A 20,292-nucleotide genomic window follows, 5' to 3' on the forward strand; every position below is an offset into this window, starting at 1 on the left:
TTCGATATGGCACAGCATTTACAAGATACAACTATACTTCAGGGCGGCGTGAGTATGCCGTGGGTTGGACTCGGAGTTTTTCAGGTAGAGGACGGCGATGAGCTGGTGCAGGCAGTGAAGTCTGCAATTGCCCACGGCTACCGCAGCATTGATACGGCCGCAGTCTATGCCAATGAGCGCGGGGTAGGGCAAGCAGTCAGGGAAGCTATGGCCGGGAACAAGCTGGCCCGCGAAGAGCTGTTCATAACCTCCAAGGTCTGGAATGCAGACCTTGGTTATGAAGAGACCCTTGCCGCTTACGAGGCCAGTCTTGAGAAGCTGGGTCTAGAATATTTGGATCTGTATCTCATTCACTGGCCGGTGAAGGGCAAATACAAGGAGTCCTGGAGAGCGCTCGAAGCCCTCTATAAAGCAGGCCGCGTCAAAGCCATCGGCGTCAGCAATTTCCAGATTCATCATCTGGAGGATATCCTGCAGGATGCGGAGATCAAGCCGATGGTCAATCAGGTTGAGCTACACCCTTATCTGTGCCAGCAGCCGCTGCGGAGCTTCGCTAAGACGCATGGCATCCAGATCGAAGCATGGGCTCCGCTGATGCAGGGCCAGCTGCTGGATCAGCCGGTGCTAACGGAAATCGCCGCCAGCAACGGCAAGTCCGTTGCCCAGATCATCCTGCGCTGGGATCTGCAGCATGGGATCGTCACCATTCCGAAATCAACCAGAGAACAGCGGATCATCGAGAATGCCTCCCTGTTCGATTTCGAGTTGAGCGACGCCGAATTGGACCGCATTGACAGCCTCAATCGTGATCAGCGGACCGGTCCCGATCCAGACAATTTCGATTTCTAAGCGGTTGGCGTTCCGCCAGGTATCCAGCCTGATGTGCAGCATGCTGTATATCTGCTAATAGAATAAGCTCCCGCCTTCACACTCTGAAGACGGGAGCTTCTTTTGTTCTTTGTACTTTCCTACTTTACTCTTACTCTTTACTATTACTCTTACTCTTACTATTACTCTTACTCTTACTCTTACTCTTACTCTTACTCTTACTCTTACTCCTTACTCTCACTCTTTACTCTCACTCTTTACTCTTACTTCTTACTCCCACTCTTTACTCTTACTCCTTACTCTTACTCCTTACTCTTACTCCTTACTCCCACTCTTTACTCTTACTCTTTACTCTTTACTCTTTACTCTTACTCTTTACTCTTACTCTTTACTCCCACTCTTTACTCTTACTCTTTACTCTTACTCCTTACCTTCACTCTTTACTCTCGCTCTTTACTCTCACTCTTTACTCTCACTCTTCACTCTTACTCTTTACTCCTACTCTTCACTCTCACTCTTCACTCTTCACTCTCACTCTTCACTCTTACTCTTTAATTCTTACTCTTTACTCCTTGCCCCGTTTCCCCTTTCGTTGCCTGTCTCTGTACCTCTACCCGCCCACCATAGCAATAAGCACCGGTAGAGCCAGGAAGGACGCCAGCGTAGTCCAGACAATACAGCGCGAGACCAGTGATGGCGAGCTGCCGAAGCGTTCGGCCAGCACCACGGAATTGACGGCCACCGGCATCGACGCCAGAATCAGCAGCACCGAGAATAAGGTGCCCGTAATGTTCAGCGCGAGCAGCACCAGCGCGGCCAGCAGCGGAGCCAGCAACAGCCGGACGGTCAGCCCCGTCCAGAATGCAAGCTGCACATTGCGCTCCGTATGCGCAGCCCGGACCTTCACCATCTGCGCGCCGAGGATCGCCAGCACTACCGGCGAGTAGGCTCCTGCAGCCATCGATACGCCCGAAGCCAGCTCATGCGGCATATGCAGGCCGAGCGCCCGCAGCAGCAGGGCCAGAATGGCCGCATAGATGGCCGGCAGCGAGAAGACTGACTTTACGGCGCTGCGCACCGAGAACTGTGATCTGGCGGCAAAATACACGCCGATCGTATTCACAATCACCATCTGGGCGATGACATAGACCGATGCCTTGTCCAGGCCCAGCTGGCCGAAGGCCAGCAGCACCAGCGGCAGACCGTAATTGACGCTGTTTGTGAAGGTGGAGATGAGCGTCAGGCCGGCGGCTTCCGGCGGAGCCAGCTTCAGGATTTTGCCGATCAGGGTAGCCAGCCCCCATAAGAGAAACAGATTCAGCAGCGAGAATGCGAGCGTCTTATAGACATCATCGAAGGAGATTTCCGCCGTAGCAAGCGTATCCAGGATAATTGCCGGACTGAGAAAATACAGGTACAGCGTCAGCAGGGGCTTCGTGTCAAGATTCTTATAACGTCCGAGCAGCGCCCCCGCAGCCACCGGAATGGACAGCGGCACAATAACCTCTACAAGTGTCGATAGTACAGTCTGAATCACAAGCCAGGACCCCTCTGTTCTTTAGTTACTCCCTACTATAACCTTTGGGGCAAGGAGCGTCTAAGACCGGGAATCAATATCCTTAATAGAAACTGCCTATGGCAGCCCGCCGCTTGCAGTCTTTGCAACAAATTCCGCCCGAAGGGCAGAATCGGCACCTTACCAAGGGATAGATTAGACCTTACTCCCCCGCTCTTCCAAGGTGCCTGACATTCACCTGGAATTGACGGCATAGGCATCCCACTCTGAGGTAATAGTTGGAAAAACGTATCTTAATTCGGCTTTTTATGATCCTTTGCCGCAATTAAGTGGATTAACGTCATTTAATTCCTGCCTTTTCTCTATTCTGATTTATATGTAGCCTATTAAGTGCTGATTTTCCAACTATTGTCCGGCAGGTAATCTTCCGCTCATAAGCAAGTGGAGAAATTCCATCTATTTCGATCCAATGGCTCTACCTCCACCACCGGTTATCAGGCGCAGCGTATAAATTCTTATCCTTAGACAAAAAATCCTGTACCCTTATTAAAGCAGGATACAGGATTTAAGGTTTACAGGATTTAAGATTTACAGCATTTTAATTTCAAGCAGCTCATATTTAATGACGCCCATCGGGGCATTGACGCTGATAATGTCGCCCACTTTTTTGCCGATCAGCTCTTTGCCGAGCGGACTTTCGTAAGAAATTTTGTTGTCCAGCACATCAGCCTCTGCGGGACCTACCACTCTATATTCAATCTTTTCGGAGTATTCCACATCATTCAGAATGACGATGCAGCCTACGCTGACTGTGCTCAGATCCATATTGCTGGAATCCACAATCTGCGCCTTGATCAGCATCTTCTCCAGAATCATGATCCGTGTCTCCATGAAGGATTGATCCTCCTTCGCGGAGTGGTATTCGCTGTTCTCCTTCAAATCGCCGTAGCTGATCGCCAGCTTAAGCCGGGCTGCAAGCTCTTTGCGCCCTGCTCCCTTAAGTTCTCTCAGCTCATCCTCGAGCTTGGCCAAACCTTCTTTCGTCAAAAACACTTCGTCATTGTTGGACATGTATACAACTCCTATTATTTGCTCGCTTTATTGTATTCTAACTCATATTCGCCCAACATGCGAAGAGAAAGCGCTACAACGGCAAATCGCCACAATTCCAGCACAGCAAAAATAACCCATTATCATTTACAATAGGGACAGATTCCAAATCCAACCACAGTCAGGAGCACTTAGAATTGATGTTTATGCAATCCTCTAAAGTATACCGCTTTACAATCTGCCTGGCCGCCGCACTGATTCTGCTCTCGGGTTCGAGCCTGTCCATTGCAGCTGCAGCAAAGCCATCGTCATCTTCACCAGCGGTTTCAAGCTATGATGTCGTTGTTATCGGAAGTGAAATTCAAGGCGTACTGCTCGCCAAGGAAGCCGTTAAGGCGGGCCTGAAGGTGCTGATGCTTGATCCCCGCAGCAAACTGGGCGGTGAATTGATCCAAGGACAAATGTTCTTCCTCGATGACGTGAATGACAATAAGCAGCGAAGTCTCGTGCAAGGCGAAATCAAGAACCTGTTCAACGGATACAAAGCCGGAACCATCCGCAAGGCAGCGGATTTCCAGACGTATTTTGACAAGGTCATTCAAGGAATTCCGCTGAAAAGCGGGGTTGTTCTGGATCATGTAGACATTAAGACAGCAGGCAGCGGCAAAACTCTTAGCTCGCTTACGTACCACGGCAAGGACGGCAACAAAGTTACAATTCAATCCCGTTACTGGGTGGAGAATACGGATTACAACGCCCTAAGCAGTCAGTTGAAGGAAGCCCGGATTCCGGGAATGGAGACTATATATAACGGTAAGAACCCGGATTATATGGCCGCTACCTATATGCTCAATTTCAAAAATGTAGATTGGAATCTGCTGCACCAGCGTATTCTGGAGGATTATCCGCTTACGAATGTGCGCAAGAAATATGGCCCCAATACCTATGTAGACTGGCATTTCGCTACCGGGTTCAGCAATATTACCAATACCTACACCACTAAGGACAAGCAGCTGAGGCTGCGAGGATTGAATGCCACCTACCAAAAAAACGGCCAGGTAATCATCAACGGGCTGCTCATTTACGATGTAAACCCCTCAGACCCCAAATCCGTAGCGTCCGCAGTTCAGAGGGGGCAAGCTGAAGCACCTTTCATTCTAAGCTTCTTGCGCAAGAATATTCCCGGCTTCGCCAAAGCAGAGCTGAATGGCTTTCCGGAGTACCTCTATATCCGTGACTATAACCGGTATGAGACTAAGTATGTCCTGGATTACCCGGATCTGATGAATAGTCGGATGTTCTGGGATAATGTGAGTATCGGCGGCTACTCCATAGATTTGCAGGGTACCCGGGCAATTCCTACCGGTATTGGCTACGGCAAGCCGGACCGTTATGGACTGCCGCTGCGCTCCTTCGAGTTGAAGTCTTATGACAATGTGCTGGTGACCGGAAAAAATGTCGGCGCCAGCATCAAGGCCTACGGCAGTGCACGAATCATGCCGACCACCGCACTGGCAGCACAGACCATCGGCATCATTCTTGGGCGGGAACGAAACAAGCCGCTGGCTAACCTTACGGAGGCGGATTTCAAGCGGATTCGAGCCTATCTGAAACAAGATTATCAGATTGTCCTACAGTAGAAACTTTCTATCTATATTATGTATACACAGCAAACCGCCACTCTGATCCGCGAGAATCTGGAGTGGCGGTTGTTTGTATATCCAGCGGCAGCCCTTTTACCTGTTCGCCCTCTGCTTCCCGGCCCCGGCCTGCAGCACAGGAGCTGCCGCAGTCTTGCCGATTCCGCTTCTCAGCAGAAAGGTCAGCGGAATCGCCAGCAGGCCAACCAACGTAGCGATCAGGAAAATATCCTGTACGCCCAGGGTCATTCCCTGCGCCTTGATCAGCGCACCTGCCGCAGAAGCTCCGCCGCTGAGTTCCTGCTGATGGGCAAGCGACCTGGAGGCGAGCAAGGAGCTGAACACCGCAATGGACAACGCGCCTGTAGCCTGGCGGACCCAGTTCGTCACAGAAGAAGCATGCCCTGTGATCTGCTTGGGTACGGCTGACATCCCGGCATTCGTCACCGGCATGAAGGCCAGGGCAATGCCAACATTGCGCAGGGCCATCAGCATCGCCACACGGGTATGTGTAACGGCCAGCGTAATATGGCTAAGCTCCCAGGTTGAAGCGCTCAGCAGCAGAATACCGCTGAGAATGAGCCAGAACGGGCCGATCCGGGAATACAGCTTGCCGACGACCGGCGACATGACCGCCATCACGATTGAGCCCGGCAGCAGCACCAGCGCCGTCTTCAGCGGAGTGGACTGCTGGATATCCTGAAGGAAGACCGGAATTAGGAAGGTCCCCGAGTATAACGCAACGGTAATAATACAGTTGATGATCAGACTGTAGGTGAACCGGCTCTGCTTGAATACCTTAAGGTTCAGCAGCGGCTCCTGCAGCGACAGCTCCCGGCGGATGAAATAGGTTAAGGCCGCTGCACCAATCAGCAGCAGGGATACGGTCTTCCATGAGGTCCAGCCCCAGGCATTCCCCTTATTGAAGGCCAGAATAATAAAGGCGCTGCTCAGAATCACGGTTACGAATCCCTGCAGATCAAAGCTTCTGCTGCTGGCGGTTTGACGCTGGAACGGCAGGCATTTCAGCGCTACCACGATCGCGATGATGCCGATCGGCAGATTGATTATGAACAGCGATTTCCAGCCGAAGTACCCGGTGAGCCAGCCGCCGAGCGTTGGCCCGAAGGCAGGAGCCAGCATGGAGGACAGGCTCCAGAGGCTCATGGCGAATGCCTGCTTCTCTTTCTCGATAAACTGATAAATCATCGTCATCGTCGTCGGGATAATCAGCCCGCCGAATATTCCCTGCAGGGTCCGGAAGATAATCAGGGAATGGATACTCCAGGCCACGGTACACAGCCCGGAGAACAAGGTGAAGCCCGACAGGGCAAACACATAGAGATATTTATAGCTCCACTTGTCGCCGAAATATCCTACGACCGGAGCAATTACGCCGGTAGCCAGCAGATAACCCGTAATCATCCATTGCACCGTGCTGATCTCGGCATGGAAGTCTTTCAGAAACACCGGGAACGCAACGTTAATCGTTGTTGTACTGAGAATGGCCATGAAATTACCGAAAAATATGGCCAGAATAATAAGCCAGAATGATGAATTTTTTGCCGTCTGATTACCCAAGTATGCTCTCTCCTCTGCACTGCCACCACTTTAAACATTAGCTTCACACTAATATAGGTGTATGATACAATTATTTCAATATACGTGTATTATACAACTATCATTCTGGAAGTCAATATGACTTATTTCATCAGAGTTTCATTATGCTCTCATAAATAACCGGTAGCTTTCGCTAAGGGCTGTATTATCACTTATAATATGGATACATATAAGGCTTGACCTTAAGAATTACTCAATCATAAAGGACGGATACTAACTATGGCTGATGAACAGACTGATAAAAACCTTGAAACCCTGAACCATGAGCTCATTACGCTAATCCGCCTAGGCTCGCTGGATAAAAAACATGGCGGACTGGACCGCTCCTCCTATACCCTGCTCCACCATCTGTCGAACCACGATAAGGTAGGCGTTAAAGCGCTCGCCGAAGAATTCGGCCTCGATACCTCTACCATCAGCAGGCAGACGAGCGTCCTTGAGGCGAAGGATTATGTGGTAAAGGTGCCTGATCCGCAGGATGGAAGATCGAGCTATTTTCAGATTACCGCGCTGGGTGCGCAGACGTTTGCCGAGGCCCGGGACATCCGGCTGCAGCGCTATGAGCAGATTTTTGAAGACTGGTCTCCCGGGGACTGCCAGACCTTCAGCGGACTGCTGGCCAGGCTCAACTGGAAACTGCTGCAAAAGCCAGACTAAGGATTGACGAATAATGACGAAACTGGTAGATTGAATTAATCATACAATTTAACTCGGAATTATATTTTAGCCAAAGGGGCTGGTTCTGCATGAATTTTATCTTCTTTTCCCCGCATTTCCCTAAGAACAGCGCTGATTTCTGTACCCAGCTGCAGCAGCAGGGGGCGACGGTGCTCGGGATTGGCGATGCCGAATATGACCAGCTGGAGGACAAGCTGAAGTCGGCACTGACGGAGTATTATAAAGTAAGCAATCTGGAGAGCTACGAGGAGATCCTGCGGGCCGTTGCTTTTTTCACCTATAAATACGGGAAGATTGACCGCTTCGAGTCACTGAACGAATACTGGCTGGAGCAGGATGCCGCTATCCGCACGGATTTCAACATTTACGGCACCAAGTCCGATTTCGTCTCCAACCTGAAGCAGAAATCCAAGATGAAAGAATTCTTCCATAAAAGCGGTGTAAGCACCGTTCAGTTCTCCACCGGGACTACGCGTGAAAGCGTGGAGAGCTTCATCCAAAGCGCCGGCTTCCCGCTGGTGGTTAAGCCCGATCTCGGCTCCGGTGCCAGCAATACGTACAAGATTAATAACGAAGAGGAGCTGCAGCACTTTTTTGACACTAAGCCAGAGGATGTAGCCTTTATTATTGAGGAATTCATCGATGGCGTTATCCTCACCTATGACGGGCTGGTGGATATTGACGGCAATGTGCGGTTCGCGGTCAGCCACCTGTTCGAGAATAGTGTCATGGAGGTCGTCAACACGGATAACCACCTCTACTATTTCTGTCTGAGAGATATCAGCCCCGAGGTTGAAGAGGCCGGGAAGAATATTCTGAAGGCTTTTGACATCCGGGAACGGTTCTTCCATATCGAGCTGTTCAAATCTCACAAGGATGGCCGGATCATTTCCCTGGAAGTGAATATGCGTCCCCCGGGCGCCTGGATGACCGATGCCATTAACTTCGCATACGATGTGGATGTCTATAAAGAATGGGCCAGCATGATCGTACACAATGAGGTCGGCGGTCCATACGAAGGCAAATACTACACTGGCTATGCCAGCCGCAAGAATCATAAGCATTACGCTCACAGCCACGAGGACATCTACCGCACATTCGGCGGGCAGATTGTGAACTATGCCGAGATCGAAGAGGTATTCAGCCGAGCGATGGGCAACAGCGCTTATCAGTTCCGTTCTCCCGAGCTTTCGGAGGTTAGGGACATCAGAGGTTATATTCACCAAGAAGAGGGATAGGATGTGTTAACGGATGAGGATAAGCTACCATAAGGAGTACAGCCACAACCTGGGCAGAGATATGGAATATAAAATATACGGCCACGCCGGCAAACCGATGCTCGTCTTCCCCACGTCGCTTGGACGCTTTTATCAATATGAGGATTCGGGTATGATTGACACGCTCTCCTCCTTCATTGAAGCGGGCAAGCTGCAGATATGGGCCTGCGACAGTATTGATGAAGAGACCTTCTTCTCCACTCACTGGAATAATGAGGACCGGGTGCACCGCCATGAGCAGTATGATAAATATATCGCGCATGAGCTGATTCCCGGCATCCTCCACCAGAGCAAGCAGAACAACGGCGGGACCGATCAGCGCATTCTGATCTCAGGCTGCTCTATGGGCGCTTATTACAGTGCCAGCTTCTTTTTCCGTTATCCGCAATATTTCGATACCTTAATCGCCCTGAGCGGCGTCTATTCCACCTATTATTTCTTCGGCGACTATATGAGCGAGAATATCTATCTGAATTCACCGCTGCATTACCTGCCGGGACTGACGGATGAATACTATCTTAACCAGTACCGCAGCAGCAATATCATCGTCTGCGTCGGACAAGGCGCGTATGAGGATGAGATGCTTCACGAGACCCGCCTGCTTCAGGATGTGCTTGGACGCAAGGGAATTCCCGCACGGATCGACTACTGGGGACATGATGCCGGTCACGATTGGCCGTGGTGGAACAAGCAGATTCATTATTATGTGGAAGGCTGCTTGTAGCACGTTTATGGGAAAAAAGAACGGGACTGTCCAGTCATCATTGCAGATGACTGCGGCAGTCCCGTTTTTGGCATGCGCTCACCCGGTTCACGGCATAAAAAAGGAAACCGCCAGGTTCAGCAGTTTCCTTCCAGCACTTACAGCCAAGTCTTATTCAGGCAAATGCTCTGAACAGAACAGAACCAGTGCTGCTTCCTCGTCTTCTTCCATATCGAAATCGAGAACCTTGCCTGACGATGTTTCCTGCAGATCGTAGCTGACAATGCTTGTCTGCTCTTCTTCCACTTTCACAATTACGCGGGCCGAAACACCGTTCTCTACGTATAGCTCATCATCTTCCGGCACATCCAGGTTAATGACGAACTCATATCGCTTGCCGCTTAGTATTCCAAAAGGATCTCTTACGTTCTCCACGGTGTAGCTTGTAAATGTCAACACGTCGCATTCCTCATTTCTCAAATCACTGCCAGATTATTGTAACACAAGTAGAAACGCCTTTGCTGTCCTTTTAGACAGCATCGTACTTATGATGACAAACTGCTGCCTAATTTATCCGGGAAACTGCGCTGCCTGCACCTCTGCCTTGCCTTTGGTCTTCTTGATCTGCTTGCTGCGCAGCTGTCCGCAGGCCGCATCAATATCGACTCCGTGCTCCAGCCGGGTGCTGACGCTGACGCCCTGTTTCTTCAGCGTATCGAAGAACGCCCGCACGGATTCCCGCTCGCTCCGCTGGTACTGGCTATGCTCATCTACCGGATTATACGGGATCAGATTCACATTCGCCAGCTGGCGCCGGTCTCCGATTAACTCGGCCAGCTCCAGGGCATGCTCCTCACGGTCATTGATATCCTTCAGCAGGATATACTCCAGGGTAATTCTCCGGTTGGTCTTCTCCAGGTAGTAATCAATCGCCGGCATTAACTTCTCTATAGGAATGGCACGGTTGATCTTCATGATCTGTGTCCGCAGCTCATTATTCGGCGCATGCAGGGAGATCGCCAGATTGACCTGCATATTGGCGTCGGCGAATTCTCTGATTTTGTCAGCCAGACCGCTGGTGGATACGGTAATGCCTTTGCCGGCAATGGCCAGACCCTTGTGATCCTTGATCGTAATCAGGAAATTCAGCAGATGCCGGAAATTATCGAACGGCTCACCGATGCCCATTACGACTACATGGCTGACCTTTTGCCCAAGACCGGCCTGATCCAGATCAAGCTGAACCTTCATAATCTGCTCGACAATCTCGCCGCTGGTGAGATCGCGGCTCTTCGCCAGCAGCCCGCTTGCGCAGAAGCTGCAGCCGATATTGCAGCCGACCTGAGTGGTGACGCAGACGGACAGACCGTACTTTTGCCGCATAAGCACCGTTTCAATCAGGTTGCCGTCTTGTAAGCGAAACAGGAATTTGACAGTGCCGTCAGCCGATTCCTGCTTCACATGCTCTTCCATCGTCTGAAAGACATAATGCTCTTCCAGCAGCTGTACACAGTCCGGGTTCATCCCCGTCATCTCTGCAAAGCTGGTAACCCGCTTGCGGTATAGCCATTCCCAGACAGCGGATGCACGGGATTTCTTGTGCCCATGCTCCAGCAGCCAGGCGGTCAGTTGTTCCAAAGTCAATCCATAAATGGATTCTTTATTCATTTCATATCCTCTTTTCAAAACTTTAAAGTTCAATCAATCTATTCTACCTTGCGGGGGACATTAGCAACAACAATAACTTATTGTCTCAAATTTTGTTTATTAAAACAAGGGGAAACGCTGCCGATTCCGGGTCTTTTCCGTGCACATACGCAGAAAAGCGCACCCCGCGATCCGGGATACGCTTCCTGCTTTTTATTTGAAGACGGCGAACTTCAGTCCCTGTGCCTGAAGATACTCAATGATCTCAGGAAGCGCCTGGACCGTAACTGCTTTTTCGTGCAGCAGGTAGATGCCGCCGGACGGGTCCGTTGTATGGAAATAACGGAGGACCTGCGGGGCATTATCGGCTTTCCAATCTTCGGGGTCCCGGTTCCAGAGCAGCAGCTTCATATGCTGCCGCTTCGCCTCAGCGGCCAGTTCATCATTAACTGCACCATAAGGCGGACGGAAGATAGTTACCGCCGAGTTCATGTTCGACTCCAATTCCCGGCTGGCCCGCTCCAGATTCTGGCGGTTCTCCTCAGGGCTGTTCCGTGTCATATCACTGTGATCCCAGGAGTGGCTGCCTACTGGCATGCCATGCTCATTAGCATAGCTGACCTCTGCCGGGCGGCTGCTGGCGTTCTGTCCAATAAACAGGAAGTTCGCCGCCACACCATACTCGTCCAGAATATCTACGATCTGCCTTGTATACTGCGAGGGCCCATCGTCGAAGGATAAGGCCACATAACCCTGAGGCAGGCTGTATTCATAGCTGTTCCCGTCCAGTTCAATCTCTTCAACCGCAGTCTCAGGAGCCGCTGCAGAGGTATCTTCCGGGGTATCTTCCGGGGTATCTTCCGGAGCCTCTTCCGGGACTGCCGGGACTTCGCTGCTCTGGTAGGCCGCCGTCTGGATCACCGGTATAACATTAATAAGGGGACTGCTGCTGACGTCCGCAGCTACGGCCGCCTGCAACGGGTCCTCATGGGCTTCTGCGCTGTTGCTGAACAGCTTGCCGTCCATGCGCAGCAGGAACAATGCGATGAGGCAGCTGAACAGAATACCGCGCAGCAGTATAGCCCGGGCAGGCCGCAGGCTGCGGCTGCGCTTCAGATGTCCAGGTCTGTGCTGCGGCAATTCAAGTGACGGTACCTGAGCAGCAGGCTCGGGCCCGGCTGGACGTTCTTCCTCCTGCCGCGCCTTTACAAGCTGCGAGGCATACTCCTCAGAGCAGGCATAATACAGCGTTTCGCTAAACGTCTGGTTCATTTTGATCAGGGAGCTGAAAAAACTGCGGCGGAAGGGGTCCCATTTGGGATAGAGAGACAGACGCACACGCTGACCCGCGAAGGGGCCAAGCATACTCAATTGCACATATGTATATTCATCGATGATTAGTATTTGGCGGGCGGAACCGCTGCTGTGGGTTAAACCTACCTCCATCTGATAGACGCCCTGTCTCTGCTCAAGGGACAGCAGCTCTACCATCCGAGCAGCGTTCGCCGGGTGTACTGGCATAAGTCCTATGTATCTCCGTTGCTGTCGTTACGCTCTGCCGGCGGAGTGCTTCCGCCAAAGGGTACGGTCATGCGGTTGGTGAAATCGCTGATCATGCTGGAGAGGTAGGTTTTCTCCTGCCGGACCGTATCGTATTTCTGTTTCAGGTGACTGTTCTCTGTCTCCAGGCGCCCGATCTTCTCTTCGAGCTCATTCATCCGCTTCAGCTTCTCGGAGATGGCATCATTATGTTTTTGTACAAGATTGGCATATTTCTGCTGCTCCAGATCAATGGTGCTCTTGAGCTCATCCATTTCTCCTGACAGGGTCGTGTGCAGCTCACGGTAGTCCTCCAGTACCTGGTCCACCTTCAGATTCTTCTCCACCAGCTTATGCTCTAGCTCCAGGATGCTCTTCTCCCGCTCTTCAATTACCTTGTTCAGGTTCTTGAGATCCCGTCCCAGTCTCTCCACATGACTGCTGGAATGATTCAGCCGGTCCTGCAGCTCATGGTTATTCGTTTCAGCATGCGCTCGGGCCTGAATCATCTGCTCTACTGCGAAGACAAGATCCAGCGACTTTTTATCCAGCTGCGCTTTGCCGACGGACACGAGGCCGGGAGTACTTTCAGCCTTCTCATAATTATCGCTATCTTCGGGCGGAAGTTCGGCCAGTTGAACCTTTTGAACCATACCCGCTTTGGCCGGTTTGTCCACAGCTTCTTTCTTCTTAAAAAACGGAGCCGCCATCTATATAATCACCTCATTATAAATGTCAAAATATGTCGAGCATATACGAGTTTATTATAGTTGATTTAGCGGATGCGTTAGTGAGCCTTAGTATCTAACTTTACTAAATGTATCCAAAGGCCTAAGTTGCGTCATACAAGCCGCTGACAGGCTTATTTCAGGGTAAATCACCCATGCCATTTGTACTGGGTGTTCCCGAAAAACAAGGACCACACCGCGCCTGAAAATCCCGGATTATTCCGGCGTGTTGTCATAGCACCTTAGGGCCAGAGTAATGTACTGAACAGCAAAAAAGCGCAGTCCGCAGGAAGCAGACCACGCTTTTCATCCAAACTATTATTTATACAGTACCTTCTCCACATTGTATTTCGCCTTAAGCTTGTTCACAATGTAAGTCTCATAAATCTCTCTGTCAACCGGGTCTTCCACGAGGCAGACTTCAATCTTGGTAACTTCGTCACGGTGTGGCTTCATGACCGATACGTTATCTTCGAAGTGCTTCTTGATCCGCGGTCTAAGCTTGCGTGCCTTGCCTACAAACAGCAGCTCATCCTTGTCATTGTAGAACATGAAGATGCCGCCGGCTTCGCGGGTGATCAGGTGAAAGTCCGTAAATCCGTAAATATTGCTGAGCACAGGGTTCTCCTGCTTAAAAATAGTAACTTCCGGTGCCGGAATGGTAATGCTAATCATTAAGCTTCACTTCCTCATTGTATATAGAAATAAATAGTATCACAGATTGGGAAACCTGACTATTTCTATCTTCTGCAGATTACTCCTGTTTTATAAGGGGATTTGCACATTTTCAGCTGCACGGTTCTGGAGGGAATGGATCGTCGCTGTTATCCCCTGTTCAAAAGGCGTGGCCGGAACCGGCCCGGCTACCCGCTCGTACTTCGCACCGCTGAGCCGCAGCGGCTCCTTCGTCAGATACAGCATCTCGACAATCTCTTTCATTACCGGTACAAACAGGCCGAGCAGTGACAAGCCTGCTGCGCCTAAGGGGATAACCAGTTTCGAGCTTCCGGCGGCTTCGCGGGCAATCCGGACGATCTCTTTACCGGAGATCACGCCCGCTCCAGGAATGTTCCAGTTCTGACCGTAGGCCTCCTCGCGGAGGGCAAGCTCCACCATCATCACTGCCGCATCCGGCAGATAAACGTATTCGCGCGGAACATTCATGTTGCCGATGAACATCGCAGGCCTACCGGCAGCTATGGCTTCCAGCGTCGATCCGAGGTAAGAGGCTTCATTGGCCGTGGGGCCGTAATAATCCGGCAGACGGACAATCATTCCCTTCGTGCCGCTCCAGCGCGGGCTGAAGAACATCCGCTCGAATTCCAGTTTTATTTTCCCCTTGCGGGTATGCGGATTCTTCGGATAATTCTCGTCGATCGGCTGCTCATTCACTCTTCTGCCATACGGATAAATCCCGTCCACAGCCACTACCTTCGCCCCCAGCCGGTTCGCGGCCTCCATCACAGCTTCACCCATCGGCAGCAGCTTCGCGGCCATTTCGTGATAAGGCACCGATGCACTGTGAAAAATAACATCAGCCCCACGCGCGGCCTTGAATACGTCATCCGCACGGAACACATCTCCGGTCTGCAGGCTCAGTCCTGCCGGATTCCCGAGCTTGGCCGCGAGCTGTTCCAGCTTCGGCATGGAGCGCCCAAAGGCTATAGTCCCGATACCTCTTCGAAGCAGCTCGGCAATAATCACCGTTCCTGTCCCTCCGGTTGCTCCCAGTACCATCGCTTTGTTTATCATTTGAAATTCCTCCTGGTATAATAAATTGTTATTTATTATTAATTATTATTAGTGATTGATCACTAACTAAATAATAAAAATAAAAATAAATGGTATATAGCTGGACTAAATTTAAGCTGTTAACTGAAATCCTGCACGAAATACAACATTCTACCCATGAAATCGGGCTAAATTGAAAATTGTTGCACAAAAGGCAGCATTCCATCTGATTCAGGCGGCTAAGTGGAACAATTCATGTATTTCGTACAACATTAATTACGAATCCCACCTTATCTATGAGCCCAAGTTGTAATACGTACAACATTATCTTTTTCCTGGCTACTTACTTGCGTTCATAATGAAAATGATGGACACGTACCACTATTTCGTTTCGTGCAAGCTTTGCTTGTTCTTTGCTTAATTCTTTGCTGGTTATCCATTGCATTATTAGGTTATTGATCAGTCACTACTCGAGCTTGATAAATGATGATCCGGCTGGATCGGGAATTATGCAGCTGACTCTTGCCTGTGGCTCTGCATTTTGTTTAATCCTCCTCCAGCGCTTGTTGCACCGTTACTCCGATCATCCCCTAGCCCGCCCCGCGATGCTTATAGATGCTTCGGCTTCAGCTCCGGCATTCCCAGCGTGAGGGCGATATTGCAGAGCATGCCGTTAGCCATGAAGGTGCTCACCTCCACCTCCGGGTGCGCAAACCCTGCTGCCGAGAACTTGCTCTCCATCAGACGGGTCACCTCCAGAATTCCAGCCTGCATCGATTGGCGGATAGCTTCATCCCGGATGCCGATCGCCTGCACCTGCAGAATAATCTCATTCGGATGGGTCTCCATCAGTTGCTCGTATAGCTGAATGGCCTCTGCAAGCAGCTGGTCTGCGGGAGCCTGAAGCCCTGAGAAGGTGCGGAGAATCCGTTCAAAAGCCCGCTCCAGCGCAGCAATGAACAGCTCTTCCTTATTCTTAAACAGCTTGAAGATATACGGCTGGGATATCCCCACCTTCTCGGCCACCTGCGCGGTTGTAGCCCGGTAATAGCCATGTTCTGCAAACACAACCACAGCCGACTCCAGAATCTGCTCCCTGCGGTTTACCGGAACGGTCTCCTCTCCTTTGGAACGGATAGTGCCTGATTGCTTGTTCATATAGGTCTTCCTTTCTGCCGGAATGATAGGTGATCGTTTGGCTGTCTTTAGGTTATTGATCAATCAATCTCTTGTTTAGCAGTATATACTTCAATCTTTAAATAATCAACCACAGCCAGAAAAAAAATACTTACTGAACAAAATCTCCCGGAAGGCGAATCAGCACCAAACAGCACCTCCCTAAGGTTAATCTAGTCCTCACTCACCGTTCCCGGTTAAATTCCCCTTTGGATTAGCAGCTGCAAAAATGGAAAATGGAGGTGATAGACCTCCACTCCCTACTTAATTGGATAAACGTATCTTAATTCGGATGTTTCGGAGTATTCGAGGAATTAGTTGGATAAATGCAATTTAATTTCATGTATTTCCTCCGTTTTGATCTATTGCTGCATATTAAGTGCTGATTTTCCAACTGTTTGCTCGCAGGGGCTCCTCCGTTCATGAGCAAGTGGAGAAAAAGCAACTATTGCCGGCCGCCATACTGCCAAGCCCTTTCGCCTAGACAGCCGTGCCGCCTGAATCAAATCGCGCATCGCCGCACCAGCTCCCCTTTCAACCGCGTGCAGAGAGATTGCACGCGGCGTTAAGCCAATTATTTCCCATATAATTATTTATTTTGCCGGACCGGACGCCGGACCGGAGTTAGTGGGGGTGATGGAAAGGACATGTCATCGCTTCGGCAGCGCCCTGTTGTTCAGACTCTGCTGCCGGATCATCCGTCCCCGCATGCAACGAGGCAGAGCCGCCAGCTTCACTGGATGGACCGGCTGCTGCTTCTAACCTGTCCGCGTACGCCTTCTTCTGGTACATGAAACGCGGACTTAGATGCAAATCCCTCAAGGTGTTATCGTTCCAGATCGGCGTGGACGAAGGCGACATCGGGGGAATCAGCCAGCCCCATTTGCCCGATACTTCGCGTCCCTGCCGCTTCTCCTGTTCCTGGAAGCGGACGAACTGATCTGCCGCTGTATGGTGATCGACAATACTGACCCCGGCCTGCTTGAAAGAATGCAGTACAGCGCGGTTCAGCTCCAGCAGCGCGCGGTCTTTCCACAGCGAGGTATTAGTCGAACGGTCCAGGCCCAGCAGATCGGCCACTGCCGGCAGGCGGTTATACCGTTCTGTATCCCCCAGATTCCGGGAGCCGATCTCCGTTTCCATATACCAGCCGTTGAAGGGCGCCGCCGGGTAACGGATGCCGCCGATCTCCAGGCACATATCCGAGACAACCGGAACGGGGTACCAGCGCAGGCCCAGCTCTGGGAACCGTCCGATCTCCGGATGAGTGAGCGGAATCTCCTGTACAAGTCCCGGCGGGACGGGGAACCAGCGGGGTTCCTCCCCGCCGATGCTGATGACAAGCGGCAAAATATCGAAATCCCCGCCTGTCCCCTGCCAGCCCAGCTTCCGGCAGACCGCAGTGAACTCATCCGACGCAGGATCACCGGCACGCGGCTGCTCCCCGTCCCCGGGATAGCCGGCATAACGGATCAGCTGATGATTCCAGATCCGGATAGCTCTATCCGGCTGCTCTCCGCTGCGGAATACGGTAATGACCGGCCGGATCCTGCCGCCGTTATTCGCATGCTCCACATGCCGAAATAACGCCTCGGCCACCTCCTCCGCAGTCTCTGCCCCGCGCGCGTCAAGCACAGTAAGCGAATGCCAGAACAGCCTTCCGATACAGCGGCTGTTATGACGCCAGGCCATCCTCGCCCCATGGGTTAGTTCTTCCTCCGTATGTATATAGGTGCCCGTAAGAATCACCTCTTCATGTATATCTGCAAGACGCCGCTCCCGCTCACTCTCTGACTTGTCCAGCTCCTGGTAACATGCAGTGATGAAGGCTTCCGCCTGCCCGATTAATTCATCAATGTTAGGCTGCTGATCTATTCGATTCATTCTTTCCCTCCTTGTTTCTGGTAAAATAATGTTGATCAACTCCGCTATTGGAGCGGATAACTACATGCTGGGGTGATGAGGTTGAGCAAATTCGGAATGTACGCGAAATTCACCGCTAAACCGGGTGAACGGGAGGCATTGGCTGCCATTCTGCTGGAAGCCGCAGCGGCGGCTGAGCCTGTCCAAGAATGCGAGCTGTATATCGTGAACCTCTCGGAATCCGAGGCGGATATCCTCTGGGTCACAGAAGTATGGAGCAGTGCGGAAGCCCATGCTGCTTCCCTTGCCCTGGAGGCCACCCGTGCCACGATCCAGCGGGCCATGCCGCTGATTGCCGGAGTCGAGCCGGTCAAGCTAATACCTGTGGGCGGAAAAGGGCTGGCGTTCGGTTCAACTGCCCCATAGGCGGCTGAACCCTTATACCTTTCCTGAAATAGAGGCAAGGAATGCAGCCCCAGGGCAGTAATCCTTGCCTCTATCTCATGATACCCGCCTTGCCGGCAGCCCCGCTGCCATCCAGGCGCAGTTCCGCTTCAATCAGAGCACTTATTTCAGCTCCAGCTCAGCCAGCCTGGCGATAATCCGTCTTTTGCGGTATAGCATACGGGCAGCCTCCGTCACATCCTCCAGCGTCTTCCGGTTGAGATACGCGCCAAAGAACATGCCTGCAACCGGAACAGTCTGGAGCAGCTTTTTCCAGCCCCAATTGTCACGGTATACCATAACAACCTCTTTCCAGCCCTGAATCTTCGAGACCGCCGCGTTCGTTCCGGCAATGATGTTGCCGTCCCCGCCTGCCTGCAAATTCAGCTCCCGCAGAATCGTCCGCTTGCCGACAATATCGGAGGATGCGAATTGCATCACCTTCACAGTGAATATCCGTTCCGCCTTATCCGTCGGATCGTAGCCATAGCATAGGCCAATCTCCTGGATGGCCTTCAATGAAAGGCCGAGCACAGCCGGAATATCGGCAGCAAGAGTGAAGATTCCGCCGAAGCCGGTAGTTGCCCCTTGGGCAGTTGCCGTATTCCGGCTCCTCTCTGAGAGCCGGAGCGCTGCCGCATCCATCACAGCCAGCGGATACGGCCCGGTGCCGGTACCCCCGGCTGCCACGCTTGCCTCCCCGATCAGCGTGCCTACCTTGCGTCCGGCAACCAGATAGTTGCCGCCATTCTGGATGTAGCTGCCCAGCTCATCCAGCAGCTTGCCTACCTTCTCATGAATAATCTTCGGTGTGATTTTATCAAGCAGCTTGAACGGCAGGCGGGTAATCCGGTCCCAGATCATCAGCTTATTCTGCTCTTTCTCCCACTTGGCAATCCGGGCAAGCTCAGCATGCAGTGTCTCCGGTGTCTCCAGCGGTACCCGTGAATCAGTAGCTTCCGGCATATTTATGCCTCCCTTGAATGAATGGTCTTGTCATGTTTATTGCGTCTGCGTCTTAGTGGTATTACTACGTATCCTTCCCCTGATCCGGTTCACGTATATTATAGATGTGCCTGATACCTTATAACCTTATTCACTCCGAATGATTGCACAAGTTTGCATAAGCTGGCCCCTAATTAGATAAATATATAAGACGCACTTAAGATTTGAACGTGAAGCTTAGTCGTCACTGCGGTGAACATTTGGACTTCCGGCCGCTGCCCGCCCCCAGATTTCTTGATGATTACCGCTGTTCGCAGTGGAAATCCGGTGACTGGGTATGCTTCCGTAGCGAGCTTTCCTGCGGAAAGCTTTCAGGCGGGCGCTATCGCTCCTACAGTTCCAAATTTCCCCTCCGCTTCTTTCGCTTTTTGTTATTTTTTAGTGCTTCTTATATAGCAAACAGGCATTCCCGGATTAAATCCGGAAATGCCTGTTGCAGCAGTAACGCAGGTGCTTAATAGCCTGCCGAATTCAGGCCAGCTTCAGACTCGGAGCAGATCACGCTGGCTGATTGCTCAGGCTTTAGCTCTAGCTTTAGCTTTAGCTCTAGCTGCGCGCCTTGCCGCCAGGTTCGTCCAGTGAAGCGAGTCTGCGTTTCTCTTCGGCCAGCCTGTCTTCAGTCAAGTCTACACCGTGTCCGCCGACCGATCCTTCGGGAGCATGGCGAACAGCTTCCTCCGCATGCTCCAGGCTATTCTCCGCCTGGTCAATCATCTGTTCCGCCGGATGGCTTAACGCCTGAGTTACAGCATTATGCAGCTTGGTCACAGAATCCTGCGCCTGATCCACCGTGCTGTTCGTCCGCAGACTGGATTCGTAATGCTTCATAAATATACTTCCCCCTCAA

Annotated in this window: 19 protein-coding genes; 6 read left to right on the top strand and 13 right to left on the bottom strand. The window is 51.5% G+C overall.

The genetic code is table 11. The annotated features are described in order from the left end of the window. Nucleotides 1-6 precede the first annotated feature (6 nt). Nucleotides 7-849 (top strand): aldo/keto reductase, encoded by an 843-nt coding sequence (locus GC101_RS22960; protein ID WP_171719158.1) that lies wholly within the window; start codon nucleotides 7-9, stop codon nucleotides 847-849. Nucleotides 850-1,438: 589 nt separating this feature from the next. Here the strand turns inward: GC101_RS22960 and GC101_RS22965 are convergent. Together GC101_RS22965 and greA are read right to left on the bottom strand one after the other, a co-directional pair. Further along, nucleotides 1,439-2,365, bottom strand: coding sequence for an AEC family transporter (locus GC101_RS22965; RefSeq protein ID WP_039294905.1), 927 nt, complete (start codon nucleotides 2,363-2,365; stop codon nucleotides 1,439-1,441). Nucleotides 2,366-2,932: 567 nt separating this feature from the next. After that, nucleotides 2,933-3,415, bottom strand: a complete 483-nt coding sequence (greA, locus tag GC101_RS22970; RefSeq protein WP_042140416.1) for a transcription elongation factor GreA — start codon at nucleotides 3,413-3,415, stop codon at nucleotides 2,933-2,935. 179 nt (nucleotides 3,416-3,594) lie between these two features. On the opposite strand from greA, the gene GC101_RS22975 reads away from it, so the two are divergent. After that, nucleotides 3,595-5,034, top strand: a complete 1,440-nt coding sequence (locus tag GC101_RS22975) for an FAD-dependent oxidoreductase (protein WP_171719227.1) — start codon at nucleotides 3,595-3,597, stop codon at nucleotides 5,032-5,034. A 96-nt stretch (nucleotides 5,035-5,130) separates the two neighbouring features. Here the strand turns inward: GC101_RS22975 and GC101_RS22980 are convergent, their stop codons facing one another. Then, nucleotides 5,131-6,615: an MDR family MFS transporter gene (locus GC101_RS22980; RefSeq protein ID WP_171719159.1), complete on the bottom strand. Its 1,485-nt coding sequence runs from the start codon at nucleotides 6,613-6,615 to the stop codon at nucleotides 5,131-5,133. Nucleotides 6,616-6,873: 258 nt separating this feature from the next. On the opposite strand from GC101_RS22980, the gene GC101_RS22985 reads away from it, so the two are divergent. The 3 genes from GC101_RS22985 to GC101_RS22995 all read left to right on the top strand — a co-directional run bounded on the left by GC101_RS22985 (nucleotide 6,874) and on the right by GC101_RS22995 (nucleotide 9,333). Continuing rightward, nucleotides 6,874-7,311 carry a MarR family winged helix-turn-helix transcriptional regulator gene (locus GC101_RS22985; protein WP_171719160.1) on the top strand — a complete coding sequence of 146 codons (438 nt, stop codon included), beginning with the start codon at nucleotides 6,874-6,876 and terminating at the stop codon, nucleotides 7,309-7,311. Nucleotides 7,312-7,400: 89 nt separating this feature from the next. Then, nucleotides 7,401-8,570, top strand: coding sequence for an ATP-grasp domain-containing protein (locus GC101_RS22990; RefSeq protein ID WP_171719161.1), 1,170 nt, complete (start codon nucleotides 7,401-7,403; stop codon nucleotides 8,568-8,570). Between the two features lie 13 nt (nucleotides 8,571-8,583). Continuing rightward, nucleotides 8,584-9,333, top strand: coding sequence for an esterase family protein (locus GC101_RS22995; protein ID WP_171719162.1), 750 nt, complete (start codon nucleotides 8,584-8,586; stop codon nucleotides 9,331-9,333). Between the two features lie 150 nt (nucleotides 9,334-9,483). Here GC101_RS22995 and GC101_RS23000 read toward each other — a convergent pair whose 3' ends face one another. From GC101_RS23000 to GC101_RS23035, 8 genes are all read right to left on the bottom strand, one after another. Further along, nucleotides 9,484-9,771 carry a DUF6509 family protein gene (locus tag GC101_RS23000; RefSeq protein WP_039294928.1) on the bottom strand — a complete coding sequence of 96 codons (288 nt, stop codon included), beginning with the start codon at nucleotides 9,769-9,771 and terminating at the stop codon, nucleotides 9,484-9,486. Nucleotides 9,772-9,882: 111 nt separating this feature from the next. Next, a complete protein-coding gene (gene rlmN / locus GC101_RS23005; RefSeq protein ID WP_171719163.1) occupies nucleotides 9,883-10,980 on the bottom strand; it encodes a dual-specificity RNA methyltransferase RlmN in 1,098 nt (365 codons plus the stop codon). A 192-nt stretch (nucleotides 10,981-11,172) separates the two neighbouring features. Continuing rightward, nucleotides 11,173-12,480 carry a polysaccharide deacetylase family protein gene (locus tag GC101_RS23010; RefSeq protein WP_171719164.1) on the bottom strand — a complete coding sequence of 436 codons (1,308 nt, stop codon included), beginning with the start codon at nucleotides 12,478-12,480 and terminating at the stop codon, nucleotides 11,173-11,175. A 5-nt stretch (nucleotides 12,481-12,485) separates the two neighbouring features. Next, nucleotides 12,486-13,208, bottom strand: a complete 723-nt coding sequence (locus GC101_RS23015) for a hypothetical protein (protein ID WP_171719165.1) — start codon at nucleotides 13,206-13,208, stop codon at nucleotides 12,486-12,488. Nucleotides 13,209-13,544: 336 nt separating this feature from the next. Next, nucleotides 13,545-13,901, bottom strand: coding sequence for a nucleotide excision repair endonuclease (locus GC101_RS23020; protein ID WP_171719166.1), 357 nt, complete (start codon nucleotides 13,899-13,901; stop codon nucleotides 13,545-13,547). A 90-nt stretch (nucleotides 13,902-13,991) separates the two neighbouring features. Beyond that, nucleotides 13,992-14,978, bottom strand: a complete 987-nt coding sequence (locus tag GC101_RS23025; RefSeq protein ID WP_171719167.1) for an NAD-dependent epimerase/dehydratase family protein — start codon at nucleotides 14,976-14,978, stop codon at nucleotides 13,992-13,994. Nucleotides 14,979-15,566: 588 nt separating this feature from the next. Next, nucleotides 15,567-16,115, bottom strand: coding sequence for a TetR/AcrR family transcriptional regulator (locus GC101_RS23030; protein WP_171719168.1), 549 nt, complete (start codon nucleotides 16,113-16,115; stop codon nucleotides 15,567-15,569). Nucleotides 16,116-16,757: 642 nt separating this feature from the next. After that, nucleotides 16,758-18,017, bottom strand: a complete 1,260-nt coding sequence (locus GC101_RS23035) for a nitric oxide synthase oxygenase (protein ID WP_171719169.1) — start codon at nucleotides 18,015-18,017, stop codon at nucleotides 16,758-16,760. Between the two features lie 81 nt (nucleotides 18,018-18,098). Here GC101_RS23035 and GC101_RS23040 point away from each other — a divergent pair, with 81 nt between their 5' ends. Next, nucleotides 18,099-18,422, top strand: coding sequence for a putative quinol monooxygenase (locus tag GC101_RS23040; RefSeq protein WP_039294950.1), 324 nt, complete (start codon nucleotides 18,099-18,101; stop codon nucleotides 18,420-18,422). A 141-nt stretch (nucleotides 18,423-18,563) separates the two neighbouring features. On the opposite strand, the gene GC101_RS23045 is transcribed toward GC101_RS23040, so the two are convergent. Together GC101_RS23045 and GC101_RS23050 are read right to left on the bottom strand one after the other, a co-directional pair. Continuing rightward, a complete protein-coding gene (locus GC101_RS23045) occupies nucleotides 18,564-19,406 on the bottom strand; it encodes an EcsC family protein (protein ID WP_171719170.1) in 843 nt (280 codons plus the stop codon). Nucleotides 19,407-19,991: 585 nt separating this feature from the next. Beyond that, on the bottom strand, nucleotides 19,992-20,273 hold the full coding sequence (locus tag GC101_RS23050; RefSeq protein ID WP_171719171.1) for a hypothetical protein: 282 nt from the start codon (nucleotides 20,271-20,273) through the stop codon (nucleotides 19,992-19,994). Nucleotides 20,274-20,292 lie beyond the last annotated feature (19 nt).

It is taken from the genome of Paenibacillus phytohabitans (assembly GCF_013141775.1).
In the GTDB taxonomy this organism is placed as follows: domain Bacteria; phylum Bacillota; class Bacilli; order Paenibacillales; family Paenibacillaceae; genus Paenibacillus_AQ; species Paenibacillus_AQ phytohabitans.

What these genes read in the sequence shown, in the direction of transcription:
- GC101_RS22995 (WP_171719162.1), top strand. Translation starts at nt 8,584, where the DNA reads ATGAGGATAAGCTACCATAAGGAGTACAGCCACAACCTGGGCAGAGAT.
- greA (WP_042140416.1), bottom strand. Translation starts at nt 3,415, where the DNA reads ATGTCCAACAATGACGAAGTGTTTTTGACGAAAGAAGGTTTGGCCAAG.
- GC101_RS23020 (WP_171719166.1), bottom strand. Translation starts at nt 13,901, where the DNA reads ATGATTAGCATTACCATTCCGGCACCGGAAGTTACTATTTTTAAGCAG.
- GC101_RS23010 (WP_171719164.1), bottom strand. Translation starts at nt 12,480, where the DNA reads ATGCCAGTACACCCGGCGAACGCTGCTCGGATGGTAGAGCTGCTGTCC.
- GC101_RS23030 (WP_171719168.1), bottom strand. Translation starts at nt 16,115, where the DNA reads ATGAACAAGCAATCAGGCACTATCCGTTCCAAAGGAGAGGAGACCGTT.
- GC101_RS22985 (WP_171719160.1), top strand. Translation starts at nt 6,874, where the DNA reads ATGGCTGATGAACAGACTGATAAAAACCTTGAAACCCTGAACCATGAG.
- GC101_RS22990 (WP_171719161.1), top strand. Translation starts at nt 7,401, where the DNA reads ATGAATTTTATCTTCTTTTCCCCGCATTTCCCTAAGAACAGCGCTGAT.
- rlmN (WP_171719163.1), bottom strand. Translation starts at nt 10,980, where the DNA reads ATGAATAAAGAATCCATTTATGGATTGACTTTGGAACAACTGACCGCC.
- GC101_RS22960 (WP_171719158.1), top strand. Translation starts at nt 7, where the DNA reads ATGGCACAGCATTTACAAGATACAACTATACTTCAGGGCGGCGTGAGT.
- GC101_RS23035 (WP_171719169.1), bottom strand. Translation starts at nt 18,017, where the DNA reads ATGAATCGAATAGATCAGCAGCCTAACATTGATGAATTAATCGGGCAG.
- GC101_RS23015 (WP_171719165.1), bottom strand. Translation starts at nt 13,208, where the DNA reads ATGGCGGCTCCGTTTTTTAAGAAGAAAGAAGCTGTGGACAAACCGGCC.
- GC101_RS22975 (WP_171719227.1), top strand. Translation starts at nt 3,595, where the DNA reads ATGTTTATGCAATCCTCTAAAGTATACCGCTTTACAATCTGCCTGGCC.
- GC101_RS23045 (WP_171719170.1), bottom strand. Translation starts at nt 19,406, where the DNA reads ATGCCGGAAGCTACTGATTCACGGGTACCGCTGGAGACACCGGAGACA.
- GC101_RS23025 (WP_171719167.1), bottom strand. Translation starts at nt 14,978, where the DNA reads ATGATAAACAAAGCGATGGTACTGGGAGCAACCGGAGGGACAGGAACG.
- GC101_RS23050 (WP_171719171.1), bottom strand. Translation starts at nt 20,273, where the DNA reads ATGAAGCATTACGAATCCAGTCTGCGGACGAACAGCACGGTGGATCAG.